General features: G+C 63.2%; 13 protein-coding genes and 1 pseudogene. 6 read left to right on the forward strand and 8 right to left on the reverse strand.

All coding sequences use genetic code 11. The features are described from left to right. Positions 1 to 231 (forward strand): annotated as a pseudogene (locus EA473_RS18895) (IS4 family transposase); the annotation flags it as partial. A gap of 18 nt (positions 232 to 249) precedes the next feature. Here EA473_RS18895 and EA473_RS18900 read toward each other — a convergent pair. Next, positions 250 to 777: a hypothetical protein gene (locus EA473_RS18900; protein WP_124197203.1), complete on the reverse strand. Its 528-nt coding sequence runs from the start codon at positions 775 to 777 to the stop codon at positions 250 to 252. Positions 778 to 789: 12 nt separating this feature from the next. Next, a complete protein-coding gene (locus EA473_RS18905) occupies positions 790 to 1,371 on the reverse strand; it encodes a DUF7437 domain-containing protein (protein WP_124197204.1) in 582 nt (193 codons plus the stop codon). Between the two features lie 273 nt (positions 1,372 to 1,644). On the opposite strand from EA473_RS18905, the gene EA473_RS18910 reads away from it, so the two are divergent. Genes EA473_RS18910 through EA473_RS18920 form a run of 3 tightly spaced genes read left to right on the forward strand, consistent with a single transcriptional unit; the run spans position 1,645 to position 5,168 of the window. Next, a complete protein-coding gene (locus EA473_RS18910; RefSeq protein ID WP_124197205.1) occupies positions 1,645 to 2,100 on the forward strand; it encodes a hypothetical protein in 456 nt (151 codons plus the stop codon). Then, positions 2,097 to 3,407, forward strand: coding sequence for an NAD(P)/FAD-dependent oxidoreductase (locus EA473_RS18915; RefSeq protein ID WP_124197206.1), 1,311 nt, complete (start codon positions 2,097 to 2,099; stop codon positions 3,405 to 3,407). Before EA473_RS18910 ends, EA473_RS18915 begins: the two co-directional genes overlap by 4 nt. 9 nt (positions 3,408 to 3,416) lie before the next feature. Continuing rightward, the gene (locus tag EA473_RS18920; protein WP_124197207.1) at positions 3,417 to 5,168 is read left to right on the forward strand and encodes a nucleoside recognition domain-containing protein; all 1,752 of its coding nucleotides are present in this window, start codon (positions 3,417 to 3,419) and stop codon (positions 5,166 to 5,168) included. Positions 5,169 to 5,230: 62 nt separating this feature from the next. On the opposite strand, the gene EA473_RS18925 is transcribed toward EA473_RS18920, so the two are convergent. The 4 genes from EA473_RS18925 to EA473_RS18940 form a co-directional block, all read right to left on the reverse strand. Beyond that, entirely contained in the window at positions 5,231 to 6,481 is a 1,251-nt protein-coding gene (locus EA473_RS18925; protein WP_124197208.1) for an XdhC family protein, read from the reverse strand. Continuing rightward, positions 6,478 to 7,401: a Rossmann-like domain-containing protein gene (locus tag EA473_RS18930; protein WP_124197209.1), complete on the reverse strand. Its 924-nt coding sequence runs from the start codon at positions 7,399 to 7,401 to the stop codon at positions 6,478 to 6,480. The genes EA473_RS18925 and EA473_RS18930 overlap by 4 nt, the downstream gene beginning before the upstream one ends. 274 nt (positions 7,402 to 7,675) lie before the next feature. Next, positions 7,676 to 8,743, reverse strand: coding sequence for an anthranilate phosphoribosyltransferase (locus EA473_RS18935; RefSeq protein ID WP_124197210.1), 1,068 nt, complete (start codon positions 8,741 to 8,743; stop codon positions 7,676 to 7,678). 142 nt (positions 8,744 to 8,885) lie between these two features. Further along, entirely contained in the window at positions 8,886 to 9,647 is a 762-nt protein-coding gene (locus EA473_RS18940; RefSeq protein WP_124197211.1) for a GNAT family N-acetyltransferase, read from the reverse strand. Between the two features lie 137 nt (positions 9,648 to 9,784). Here EA473_RS18940 and ahbB point away from each other — a divergent pair, with 137 nt between their 5' ends. Next, complete coding sequence (ahbB, locus tag EA473_RS18945; protein ID WP_124197212.1) at positions 9,785 to 10,825, forward strand: siroheme decarboxylase subunit beta; 1,041 nt, start codon at positions 9,785 to 9,787, stop codon at positions 10,823 to 10,825. Between the two features lie 65 nt (positions 10,826 to 10,890). Further along, entirely contained in the window at positions 10,891 to 11,088 is a 198-nt protein-coding gene (locus tag EA473_RS18950) for a hypothetical protein (protein WP_124197213.1), read from the forward strand. A gap of 88 nt (positions 11,089 to 11,176) precedes the next feature. Here the strand turns inward: EA473_RS18950 and EA473_RS18955 are convergent, their stop codons facing one another. Both EA473_RS18955 and EA473_RS18960 read right to left on the reverse strand, forming a co-directional pair. After that, positions 11,177 to 11,743 carry a peptidylprolyl isomerase gene (locus EA473_RS18955; protein WP_124197266.1) on the reverse strand — a complete coding sequence of 189 codons (567 nt, stop codon included), beginning with the start codon at positions 11,741 to 11,743 and terminating at the stop codon, positions 11,177 to 11,179. Positions 11,744 to 11,954: 211 nt separating this feature from the next. After that, on the reverse strand, positions 11,955 to 12,473 hold the full coding sequence (locus EA473_RS18960; protein WP_124197214.1) for a peptidylprolyl isomerase: 519 nt from the start codon (positions 12,471 to 12,473) through the stop codon (positions 11,955 to 11,957). Positions 12,474 to 12,549: the final 76 nt, after the last annotated feature.

Here is a 12,549-nt window from a genome sequence, read left to right on the forward strand (position 1 = left end):
GATCTGGTCACCGAACAAGCGGACGATGAGATCGTGTTTCCGCCGGAACGCTGGGCGGCGACCTTCCGGTCGCACGCCCAGCTCATCCTCCACGAACTTGGCGAATATCTCGGCTACTCGCCGCCACCGCTGCTCGACCGACTGATCGACGACGCACAGAAGATTCACCAGCAACGGCCAGTGTTACAAGAGACGCTCGCTACCGCTACGCAACCGAGGTGTGAGTCTTAGCTAAAGACGAATAGCGGATCAGGTAATCTCGTCGATCAGCTCGAATCCATTTTTGAACTGGACGCGATTTTCGAGTCCGTTCGCCCCAAGAGCAGCTACGACGCCCTCACCCGCATCAACGTCAGTGGTCACGAGACAAATGTGGCAGGCACCTTCCTCGAGGAGTTGGACTGCGACCGCTGCAAGCGCGGTATCTGCCTTTTCGATTTGGTCTTCGGTCCGGTTTGACGAACGAGCGATGAACGTTCGGACGTCATCCATCACTCGTGAAACCGTCCCCTTCGTGTAGTCGGGTGCGTCAGCAATCCGCACCCATCCGGCGTCGATTGCGCTGTTAATCGGCGTCTGTCCTGGAGTGCTACGGTCTGGTGCTTCGCCCAGTTCGTCGTAGACGCGCTGTGGAATCACGAACGTGAGATCGTTCTGTGCCGCGAATCGCTCGAGTGCGGCGTACTTGTTGTTCTGCCGTCGGCCACAGGCGATAAACAGACCCGAATCCGCTATCCAGGCTACAGTCCCCTGAAACGGGTCGAAAGGGTCACTCATCGATTCCGCCCCTCACTCCTCCGCAACCGGTTGATTACGAGCGTTCCGGATGTCTTCGAAGTAGGGATCTACCGCCCTCATATCCAGCACGACATCCCGCAACGCGTGGAGAACGGCAATGGCAAACGCATGCTGCAGATCGAGTTCCCGAGCAGCGATTCGTTCAGACATCTCTCCCTCAGCGTACGGTACCGCGTACGTAAGAGCAGCTGCGAGCTTCCCGAGCCCGTGCTTTTCGAGTAGGAGGTCGAGATCCTGGTCTTGAGGCGAGCGACCGAACGCCTCGACAAGCGTTGGGGTGACCGTGTATTCGTCTTCGTCGAGGTTCGCGGTGAGTGTGATTGGGATCGCCGAATACGTGTGCGTCTTTTGCTCCTCATTCCGAGTTAGTACTCCGAGTTCGACGAGCGTCCCCATGTCCGAATACGCCGTCGTTCGTGGCATCTCCAGTTTGTCGACGATATCGTCGATAGTTACCTCTCCCTCTCGAAGGACAAACGTATAGAGGCGAGCCAGCCGCGGCTCTTCCAGGAGCTGTGCGACCGACATGAGGCCGTTGATGGCCCGTTCGGGATCACCGGCGGCTTTCGACATACAATTCATGATTCGTGTGTTGAGTAATAACGCTTGGGGAGAGGGACAGTCTGGTTGATTCACTTCAGCACCAAGCGACTCATCTCAGCTGGCTCTCGTATCGATTTGGCCCGGTCGAATAGTAGCTGGAGCAACGACGAAAACGGATCATCGGACGGTAATGCCGTACGAGCGCCACCCTCTGCGAGCTCACCGGTACGTCGCCCAGTGTTAATACTCACCAACTCCAGAGTAGTGAGTTTTAATAATATAGAGTACTGGTTTAGTAATACTGTGAGAAAGGCACCGATAACGGCTGATTGGATACCGTACGACCTCACCCGCAAGCGGCGGTACGCGACGACGATTCTTCTCGTTGTGCTCTTCGTCGGTGGGACGGTCAGGCTGGGGAGTCACGGGTCGTTCGTTCATACTGTCGGACAGAACTATTCGAAGATCGGTCGCACTCCTGCGGCCGTCTCCGATGTCGACGGCCGCGAATTCGCGACCGACTTCGCACTGACTTCTGTCCGACAGTATCTGCAACTGGGAGAGACGACGCTACTCGCGGCGATCGCAGGCGGTGGTTCCCCCTGGGTTCTGGGACGGCTCGCAGCAGTCGTCACCGGTAACACCGATCGCTATCTGTTTGCGTACCCGACACGCGAGAACGCGACGAAAGACGGAATCCCACGCGGCGTCGGCGGGTCAGAACCGATCGAGGACTCGACACTGGTGGACGTCCGATGACGCCGCCGAAATCGGTCGACGTCGCGATCGTGGGCGCGGGGGCCGCTGGCATCGGGTCCGCCGTTGCGTTGTCGCTGCTCGATCTCGAGACAGTAATCATAGAACGGGACGAGATCGGAGCGTCGTTTCGACGATGGCCCGACGAGATGCGATTTATCACGCCGTCGTTTCCGAGCAACAGCTTCGGGCTGACCGACCTGAACGCGATCACGCCGAAGACGTCACCTGCGGTCACCCTGGATCGGGAACACCCAAGCGGTGACGAGTACGCCGACTATCTGGAGGCGGTTGCCGACGTTCACGAGTTGGCGGTGGAGACGGGCATCGAGGTGACTGGAATCCAGCGTCCTGATGGAACGGGATCAACAGAACCGACGGGGCGAAATGCAGCGATGCCGGCCGTCGACGGTGGAGCGGTACGCGAAGACGACGCTGCGGGCGAACCGGACGTCCCGGGTGGGGGCAACGTCGACGGCGACCACGGAGACGAGCAGGCAACGGAAACCGGATTCGTCCTCGAGACGAGCGAGGGGATCGTTCACAGCAGGTACGTCATCTGGGCGGCTGGCCAGTTCAGCTCCCCGCGAGCGGACGCCGTTCCCGGTGGCGAGCGGTGCGTTCACACCAGCGAAGTCAGATCGTGGGTCGACCACGCGTCTGCGAGCAGCACGGACGACTTCCTGATCGTCGGCGGCTACGAGAGCGGTATCGACGCCGCCGTTGCGCTCGTCGAGGCCGGCTGTCGAGTGCGCGTACTCGATCGCGGCGAGCCGTGGGCGACCCGCGGTCCCGACCCCAGCGAGGTGCTGTCGCCGTACACCAAAGAGCGCCTCGAGTCGGTGGCTGACACCGGTCGACTGTGCGTCGAAGGTGGTGCCATCGTCGAGGAGGTCCGTCGCGACGACGACGGCTGTTTCCAGGTTCGTGCGCGCGCTGCAGACGGGTACGAACTCGATGACGAGAAGTCCTCGACGTACACCGTACCCACCCGTCCGATTCTGGCGACCGGCTTCGAGTCGGCGCTCGGGCCGGTTGCAGATCACTTCCCACGAGAGGACGGAGCGATCCAGCTGACGGATAGCGACGAATCGCCGACGACACCCGGACTGTTTCTCGCCGGACCGGACGTGAGCCACAACGGCGTCAAGTTCTGCTTTATCTACAAGTTCAGAGCCAGGTTTCCGGTTCTCGCCGAAACGATCGGAAGCCGACTCGGCGTCGACACCGATCCGCTCGAGGTTTACCGGGAGCAGAACATGTACCTCGAGGACCTGTCGTGCTGTGAACCGGACATGTGCGATTGCTAAGATGAGTCGATGACGAAACCACATTCACGAAGAGAGACGGAAAGAGGCGACGGCACCGATAATGAGACAGAGGGAAGCGACGGCACCGATCGGGAAACGGTCGTCGTGGTCGGCAAGGAGAGCGTCGGCAAGTCCGAACTCGTTTCGTCGCTGACGGGTGACCGACCGACGAGCGGAAACTTCCGCGGAACGACCGTCCGGAGCGAGCGGTACACGACGGCGGACTACGAGTTCGTCGATACGCCAGGGATCGTTCTCGACGCCGACACCGAGACGACCCGTGATGCGCTTTCACGCGTGGGCGAGAACGAAACCGTGTTGCTCGTCGTTCCCGCGACCGATATCGATAGCGATCTCGAGGACCTGCTTCCGCTGGTCGATGGACAGTTCGGTGCCGTCGTGGTGACGTTCTGGGACAAAGTCGAGGCGACCGACGAAACGCGTCGAGCCCTCGAAACGCTGAGCGCCGACGTCGGCGTCCCCATCGTTCCCGTCGACGCTCGAGACGTCTCGCGGCCGATGACCGACGGCGGGAGCGAAACCGGAAGCGCCGACTTCAGGTACGACACGATCGACGATGGTACCCGGATCCTGCGCGCGCTCGAGCAGCCGGGGATTTTCCCGGACGCGGCGTCGCGTGAGATCGGGCGGCGGATCGAACCGCCCGAACGCGTGTTCGAGTGGCCCTACGTCGGTCCGGCGGTCAGCATCGGCCTGTTGTTGCTCCCGGCTGCGATTGCGGTCTGGTTCGCCAACACGCTCGCGGGGGAACTCGATCCGATCGTCGGGGCGGCTTTCGAGCCGCTGATCGCGTGGGCTGGGACGTTTCCCGAACCCTTCGCGGCGATACTCATCAATCAGTACGGATTCCTCTCGATGGGACCGTTTCTGTTCGTGTGGGCCGGCCCGACGATGCTCGTCTTCGCCGTGGTCATCGGCGTCTACAAAACCTCCGGACTCCTCCCGCGGATGACCGTCTCGCTTCACCCGACGATGCGACGGTTCGGGCTCACTGGCCGTGATCTGGTTCGGGTGGTGATGGGGTTTGGCTGTAACGTCCCCGCGGTCATCAACACCCGGTCGTGTAGTGATTGTACGCGTTGTACGACGATCTCGGCGATCTCGTTCGGCTCTGCGTGTTCGTATCAGTTTCCCGCGACGCTCGCGGTCTTTGGGGCCGTCGGGATGTGGTGGCTCGTCGGGCCGTATCTGCTGGTCCTTGCAGTCACGACGCTCGTATACGTCGCCGTGATCGCTCCACCGGCGGCCAGGGCGTCTCACACCGTGATCGACCGGCGAACGTTTTTGAGCTGGCCCGACCCACGCGCCGTCGCTCGTGAAACCTGGAGTGCGCTTCGGGAGTTCGTGGTGAAGGCGTTGCCCGTGTTCGTCGTCATCACCGTCGTGGCTGCGTTGCTCGACGAGGGTGGCGCAATCGACGCGCTTGGCGGGGTTCTCGGTCCGGTGATGGGCGTGTTCAACCTGCCAGCGGAGGCGGCGCTCACCGTCGTGTTGGCTTCGGTCCGAAAGGACGGAATCGCCCTGTTGACCGAAGGTGGAGTTGCAACGACGCTGTCACCGCTCGAGGTGCTCGTCGCAGTGTACCTGGCCGGCGTTCTGTTGCCCTGTCTCGTGACCGCGTTTACCGTCGCTCGAGAGGTCTCCCTGAAGTGGGCGCTCACGATGATGGCTCGACAGGCGCTCGCTGCGATCGGCTTCGCGATCGCGATCGCCTGGGGCGGGCATCTGTTGTTCGGATAATACGGTCTATCGGGCGGTTCTGGACGACGAAACGCTTGCCGAGGATGTGACGACGGACACGTTCAGGATCCGTCGCTCGAGGAGGCTTCGATCTCGATCCGGTCGTGAATGTGGCCGGCCCGACTCCGGAGGTGATCCGGATCGCGATCGTTTTCGACTGCAAGCACCTCCGCGACGATACTGTGGGCGATCTGATACGGCGAACCGCCGCCGAGGTCGAGTCCGATCGGCGTATAAAGCGACGAGAGGTCGTCCTCGTCGTAGTGGATTCCGTCGTCCGCGAACGCCTCGAGCATCTCGTCGAAGCGTTCGGTGGGTCCCATCAGTCCGACGTAGGGGGCCGGCGAGTCGAGCAACGCCTCGACGGCCAGTCGGTCGTCGACGAAGTTGTGGGTCATGACGACGGCGTAGGTCCGATCGTCGAACGTGAGGTCGTCCTCGAGTGTGCCCGGAGACGTCGTGACGGTCCGATCGGCGTCGGGGAACCGCTCGTCGAGGTCGACCGCACCGCGAAAGCCGACGACCGTCACGCGGAAGTCGTTCGCGGCTGCAAGTTCGGTGACTGGACCGACGTCGTGTCCGCTGCCGAAGACGATCAGTTCGGCGGGCGCGGCGATGCCGTCGACGAACACCTCGAGTCCGTCCCCGAGGGAAACGACGTTTCCGCGGCCGCGGTCGGCGAGTTGTTCCGCCGGCCCGGTGAGCGCATCGACCGGCCAGGCGCTCGCGTCCGACCCGGCATCGGCCGGAACCGAGAACCGATCCTCGTCCGGGTAGTAGTACGCACGGTCGCCGAACTCGAGCGATCCGGATTCGTCACCGTCGGTTGCGGCGTCTTCGGCGGACGGCGCGGTTTCGTCGGCCGGGACGTCTCCGGCGGGCGGCGCGTGCCCATCGGCGACGACCGTGAGGACGGCGACGTCCCGCCCGGCGTCGAACGCCTCGACGGCCGGCCGATACCGTTCGGTGAGCGGCTCGAGCAGAACGTCGATGATTCCGTTGCAGCCGACGCCGAGTCCCCAGACGTCGTCGTCGTCCTCCATCAGATCGTAAGTGACGAGTTCCGGTCGGCCGGTTTCGCGGACGTCCTCGGCCGTCCGGAGGAGTTCGTCCTCGAGACAGCCGGCGGTGATGCTTCCAACGCCCTCGCCACCTTCGTCGAGGAGCATCTTCGCCCCCGGTCGGCGGTAGGCGTTGCCCTCGACGTCGACGATGGTCGCGAGGACGTCGTCGCCGCCCGTCTCGAGGCGACGGTGGATTCGCTGTACGACTTCGGTTTCGGGAACGCTCCAGTTGTGCTGGCTTCGTGTCATGGGTTGTCTGTCGATCGCAGTGAGTCGCTCGCGTTCGGATCGAGGCGGATCCCCGACGGTCGTTGGGTCGCAACGTAGCCCTTCCGGAGGCCGCTATCGTGGAGGCCGGTTCCGCAGTTACCGGCGCGGATCGCCGCCCGAACGGCGTCAGGGTCCTCGACCGCCGCACCGGCGACGACGTCGACCCCGGCTTCGAATAGCGGGCCGGGGAGAAACGAGGCGGTCGCACCGATCACGACGACGGTCGCCGACGGCGGCGCGATCTCCAGGTAGCGGCTCGCACCGCCGTAGACGAACGCCGATCCAGTCACGAAGACGACCTCCGCGCCGTCCATCGCTCGTTCTGCCTCGTCGGGTTCGAACGTCGACACGCACACCCCTGGCGGCGTCGAGATCTGTCCGACCGCCCTCCGTTCGATCACCCGGACGTCGACGTCGTCGAACGTTCGAAACGCCGGCCGGAAGAGACCGACCGTCGTAATCGTCTCGATCGACGGCTCGAGCAGTGCCATCGGATCACCGTCTCGCCACTCGAGAAACGGAGCCGACAGCGCGTTCAGCGTCGCGACGGCAACCGCTCGGCCGGTGGGATCCGGACCGACAGTCGCGCCGCCATCGGGACCGTCGGCGTCGTCGGGGTCGACACCAACTGATGGCTCCCGATCGACCGACGCGCCGATTTCGATCGGCTCGAGCAGGTCCTCGAGGGTCGGATCCGACGTCGGTAGCCACTCGTCGGCCCCTCGCGGGCGATGGGCTACCCCGGCGAGTGGGGTATCCGCTCCGACAGGCGCATCGTCCGGACTCAGTTCCACGAGGATCGCCCGGTCGCCGACGGTGACACGATCGGGCGTTACCCCGGCGAGCGCTCCGGCGTCCGCGAGGCGGTCTCGAGTATCGGTAAGGACGGGATCGATCATTCTGTTTACTCGTTCGGGTCGGGTTAGTGGCGCTACGGTCTCGTCCTGCTTAAGCGAACAGGCGAGAGACGTCGATTTCTCCCGGGGTATGGCAGCTTGCAAACACCACTGGGCCGTCGGCACTACCGGGCCGCCGCCGTCGGGTTGGGCCGTCACACTACCGGGCCGCCGACGTCGAACAGGGCCGTCGTCCCGTGTCGGTCATCTCCGAGTCCGTGTCGGTTGACCTCGAGTGATCCGAAATTCGAGAGCAAAAACGGTGAATCGAAAGCCGCTAGAAACTGCGCAGTTCCTCGAGTACTGCCTCGGCGCTCCCGTCGTCGATTACCTCTCGAGCGCGCTCGAGACCCTCCTCGACGCTGTCGACGTCCTGGCGCGCGTACATCCGGAACGCGCCGTTTACCGCGATGGCGTCGGCGAACTGGTCCTCGCGCTCGCCGCCCACCACCTCCTCGGTGATCGTCGCCGAATCCGCGGTGACGTCGTCGACCGCGAGATCCTCGCTTTCCATCTCCATGCCGTACTCGGCGGTTTCGATCTCGTAGTCCTCAAGGCCCGACCCCCGACTCCACTCGGCGACCTTCGTGTAGCCGGGACGGATGTCGTCGTACCCTTCCATTCCCTGGAAGAAGATAGCCCGGGAGTACTCGAGTTCCTCGCTCGTCTTGATGAGGTCGGTCATCTTCTTTGCGAACGCGAGGTGATAAAACGAGCCGAGGTGAACGTCTGCGTTTGCGGGGTTGGCGACCGTCTCGATGGTGTTGACGAACGTCCGAACGCCCATCTGATCGCGCCGGTCGTAGAGGTCCTGGATTCCGGGGTTGAATTCGGGCTGATAGTAAAAGCCGAAGCCGGTTTCGTCGACCATCTCGGCGCTCTCGGCCGGCTCGAGTTCCGTCCCGACGCCGAGTTCGTCGAGGACGTGTTTGTACGCCGTCGCCTTCTGGGTGGGAACGCGGTCGCCGGAGTGGACCACGACGGGCGTGCCCGCCGCGGCGGCGACGACACCCGCACCGACGCCGAGGACCGCCGATGTGTGCTTGCCGTCGTAGTTCGCCCCGCAGTCGACGGGATCACAGTCGGGTTCTGCGGTGACGACCGCCTCCTCGCGCATGACGTCGGTGTAGGCCGCGAGTTCCTCCGGCGTATTGCGCTTCCAGCGATTTGCGAGCCAGAACGCACCGAGCGTCGTCGCGTCCGGTTCGCCCGCGAGTATTCGCTGGAACGCCTCTCGAGCCTGCTCGCGCGTCATGTCGTCGGCGGACTTGTGTCCAGATCCGACGACCTCCGTCATCAACCGCTTGAGCGGCCAATCACCGAACTCCTGGGTCGTTTGGGCCATACTCGAGCGTTGGGATGGATCGCGCAAAAGCGTCCCGCTTCCGGAAGCGGCCGGCCCCGACGAGAGAGGATCGAACCGGTTCGCACATCAAAACTGGCACGCGATGATACTGACGTGACCGACGGGAAACGGACGTGACCGGTTACAGTTCGGTCGCCATCATCACCTCGTCGAGATACGCCTCGCCGAGTTTGTAGTGATCCTCACGGATCGCCTCGATCGTCCAGTCGCGATCCTCGAAGAACGAAATCGCCTCCTCGTTGCTCGAGGGGACGGTCTGGTACACCTTCTCCTGGCCGTTCGAACGGGCCCACTCGAGGGCGCGGTCGAGTAATTCGGTGCCGATTCCCATCCCGCGGTAGCCCTCGAGCACGCCAACCGTGAGTTCGGCGGTGTGACTCAGTTTCTCGAGTTTCGGAACGTGGAGGTGTGCCCAGCCGACGACGTCGCCGTCGACGGTCGCCACGAAGAACATCCGCGACTCGAGGTCGTTGTGGCGTAACAGTACGTCCTCGTGGTCGATCTCGTCGGCGATACTTTCGGCTTCGATGTACGTCATCTCCTCGACGACCCGGCGAATCGCCCCGACGATGCCCGTGAGGTCTTCCTGTCTTGCTGGCCTGATCGTTACCTCGACGTCGTCGGTCGAAAACTCTTCGCGCTCGGCCTCGAGGTCGACGGCGATTCGTAACGTTCCGTCCGCACTCTCTTCGAGGTAGCCGTCCCGTTTGAGGATCGCGACCCCGTGGCGAAAGGCTCTCGAATACTGCGGGTCGCCGTGTGGATCGGTCGGAAACAGTTCCCGACGGGCCCGCTCAGCATCGACCGCACCGTTGGCTTCGACGTAGCCGTAGATCCGCTCGCGCTCGTCACCGTCGATCGAAATCGGTTCGGTCAGTGCCATGTGTTGTGATAACAACGTCCATAGCAATAATTGTTGTCGTGTCGATACCCCTCGAATTCACCGCCGAAGTGATCGAAACGACGCGACGCCGACAGCGACCCGAAAACGATACGTATCGAAGCGGCCTAGATGCGTCAATGAGCAGTCTCTCGGGGGACTGGTGGGATGCAATCGACGACGTGGACGCGGCGATCATCGACGGCTACCAGAGCGGGTTTCCAGTCGAACAACGCCCCTTCGATCGGATCGGAGACGAACTGGGGATCGACGGAGACGATGCCTGCGAGCGCGTCGCTCGTCTCGCCGATCTGGGGATCGTTCGGCGGTTCGGCGCGGTTCTCAACCCGCCGGTGATCGGATCGTCGACGCTGGCAGCCGTCCAAGCACCCGACGATCGCTTCGACGAGATCGCCGACGTCGTCAACGGCTACCGACAGGTCAACCACAACTACGCGCGCGATCACGACTGGAACATGTGGTTCGTCGTCACCGCCGGTTCGCGAGAGACCCGCGACGAGATTCTCGCGGAGATCGAACGCCGAACCGGCTGTCGCGTACTCGAGTTGCCGATGCTCACCGACTACTACATCGACCTCGAGTTTCCGGTCGTCAACGCCGACCGATTCGCACGGGAGTCACTCGAGAACCGGACTGACGCGTCCGCGACCCGGATCAGCGAGGAGGCGACGGGCGACCTCTCGGCGTTCGACGCCGACCTCTTGCTCGCGATTCAGGACGGATTTCCGCTTTCGGAGACGCCGTACCGGGAGATCGCCGACGATCTCGAGGCGGACGTCGATGCAGTACTCGAGGCGATCGAGCGGCTGAAATCGAACGGGTGTATCAAGCGCATCGGCTGCGTTATCAACCACGTCGTCACGGGCTTCGACGCCAACTGTATGGTGGTCTGGGACGTTCCCGACGACGAACTCGACGAGCGCGGCGAGCGGGCGGGCGGACTTCCGTCCGTCACGCTCTGTTATCATCGTCCCCGGCGACCGGAACTCGACTGGCCGTACAACCTCTTTACCATGATCCACGGCCGCGATGCCGCCGCCGTCGAGGCGAAGATCGACGAACTGGCATCCGAACACCTCCCGGTCGACCACGAGCGCCTCTACTCGACGGAGACGCTGAAGCAGACGGGGGCTCGGTACGACGAAATTCTCCCCTCATGATGGGATCCGGTCGATCGTAGCCAACGTATCGGAACGTTAATACTATCGAGTTCGTATTGGCGGCTATGGTCCCTCTGTTCGTCCCGGGCGTACCCGGCGGTCCCGAACTGCTCGTAATCCTCGTTATGCTCGTCTTCTACCTCGTGATCCCGATACTCGTTATCGTCGCCATCTACAACTTCCTCGACGGAAAGCGCGGCTACGAGAGTCGGATCACGGCGTTAGAGGAGCGAGTCGAAGAACTCGAGAGCGAACAGCGATAGGCACGGCAACGAACAGCGATAGGCACGGCAACGAACAGCGATAGGCACGGCGACGAACAGCAGTAAGCGCGACAACACCGCGGGACGATCAGTTCCCGTGGACGGTGACCGACTCGAGGAGGACGTCCTCGGTCGGCCGGCCGTGTTCGTCCGTCTCGACGCTGCCGATCTCGCGGACGACGTCCATGCCCTCGACGACGGTGCCGAAGACGGCGTGATCACCGTCGAGGTGTGGCTGGGCGTCGAGCGTGATGAAAAACTGCGAGCCGTTGGTATCCGGCCCGGAGTTTGCCATGCTCAAAATCCCGGCGTCGTCGTGGCGCAGGTCGTCGTGGAACTCGTCGTCGAACTCGTAGCCCGGACCGCCCCGTCCCGTGCCAGTCGGATCGCCCGTCTGGATCATGAAGCCGTCGATGACGCGGTGAAAGAGCACGTCGTCGTACAGCGGTTCGTCTTCCACCTCTTCGCCCGTCTCGGGATCCGTCCAGGCCCTCTCGCCGGTCGCGAGGCCGACGAAGTTGTCGACGGTTCGCGGCGCACGTTCGTCGTAGAGTTTGGCTACGACGTCTCCGTGGCTCGTACGAAGCGTCGCCGCGAGCGATTCGGGATCGGTGTGAGCGTCGCCGTCACTGGCGGCGACCGAATCGGAGTCGATACTCGAGTCGTCATCACCGGCATCCGATCCGTCGTTCGTCCCGTCACCCGCTTTGCCGTCGACTGACTCGCCGTCGCTCGAGCAGCCGGCGACCGTACTTCCGACACACACACCAGTCACTGCCAGCAGAGTTCGTCGGTTGATACCAGTGCTGTGTCGGGCAGGAAAATAACGATGCTGATCCGAAGCGGGGTCGACGGCCCGAGGTCCGCTACTCGTAGTCGACGGAGACCGACTCGAGGAGGACCTCCTCCCGAGGCTGGTCGTTTGGACCGGTGTCGACGCTCCCGATTTCGCGGACGACGTCCATGCCGTCGATTACCTTTCCGAACACCGAGTGGCGGTCGTCGAGGTGTGGCTGGGCGTCGAGCGTGATGAAAAACTGCGAGCCGTTGGTGTCCGGCCCGGAGTTTGCCATGCTCAAAATCCCGGCGTCGTCGTGGCGCAGGTCGTCGTGGAACTCGTCGTCGAACTCGTAGCCCGGACCGCCACGTCCCGTGCCGGTCGGATCGCCGCCCTGAATCATGAAGTCCTCGATAACCCGGTGAAAGACCACGTCGTCGTACAGCGGTTCCCCCTCCACTTCCTCGCCCGTCTCGGGGTCTGTCCAGGTCTTCCCGCCGGTCGCGAGGCCGACGAAGTTGTCGACGGTTCGCGGCGCGCGGTCGTCGTAGAGTTCGACGTCGATGTCGCCCTTGCTCGTGTGCAGGGTTGCAGTAACGTTGCCCATACGCCGCCGACGTGGGGACGGCCCTAAACGCTAGTGGTCTCGAGCGACGAGTGCCGGCCGGCCGGCGAACTCACGA

This window comes from Natrarchaeobius chitinivorans, assembly GCF_003841505.1.
In the GTDB taxonomy this organism is placed as follows: Archaea; Halobacteriota; Halobacteria; order Halobacteriales; family Natrialbaceae; genus Natrarchaeobius; species Natrarchaeobius chitinivorans.

What these genes read in the sequence shown, in the direction of transcription:
- EA473_RS18925 (WP_124197208.1), bottom strand. Translation starts at nt 6,481, where the DNA reads ATGACACGAAGCCAGCACAACTGGAGCGTTCCCGAAACCGAAGTCGTA.
- EA473_RS18920 (WP_124197207.1), top strand. Translation starts at nt 3,417, where the DNA reads ATGACGAAACCACATTCACGAAGAGAGACGGAAAGAGGCGACGGCACC.
- EA473_RS18905 (WP_124197204.1), bottom strand. Translation starts at nt 1,371, where the DNA reads ATGTCGAAAGCCGCCGGTGATCCCGAACGGGCCATCAACGGCCTCATG.
- EA473_RS18940 (WP_124197211.1), bottom strand. Translation starts at nt 9,647, where the DNA reads ATGGCACTGACCGAACCGATTTCGATCGACGGTGACGAGCGCGAGCGG.
- EA473_RS18950 (WP_124197213.1), top strand. Translation starts at nt 10,891, where the DNA reads ATGGTCCCTCTGTTCGTCCCGGGCGTACCCGGCGGTCCCGAACTGCTC.
- EA473_RS18900 (WP_124197203.1), bottom strand. Translation starts at nt 777, where the DNA reads ATGAGTGACCCTTTCGACCCGTTTCAGGGGACTGTAGCCTGGATAGCG.
- EA473_RS18930 (WP_124197209.1), bottom strand. Translation starts at nt 7,401, where the DNA reads ATGATCGATCCCGTCCTTACCGATACTCGAGACCGCCTCGCGGACGCC.
- EA473_RS18935 (WP_124197210.1), bottom strand. Translation starts at nt 8,743, where the DNA reads ATGGCCCAAACGACCCAGGAGTTCGGTGATTGGCCGCTCAAGCGGTTG.
- EA473_RS18960 (WP_124197214.1), bottom strand. Translation starts at nt 12,473, where the DNA reads ATGGGCAACGTTACTGCAACCCTGCACACGAGCAAGGGCGACATCGAC.
- EA473_RS18915 (WP_124197206.1), top strand. Translation starts at nt 2,097, where the DNA reads ATGACGCCGCCGAAATCGGTCGACGTCGCGATCGTGGGCGCGGGGGCC.
- ahbB (WP_124197212.1), top strand. Translation starts at nt 9,785, where the DNA reads ATGAGCAGTCTCTCGGGGGACTGGTGGGATGCAATCGACGACGTGGAC.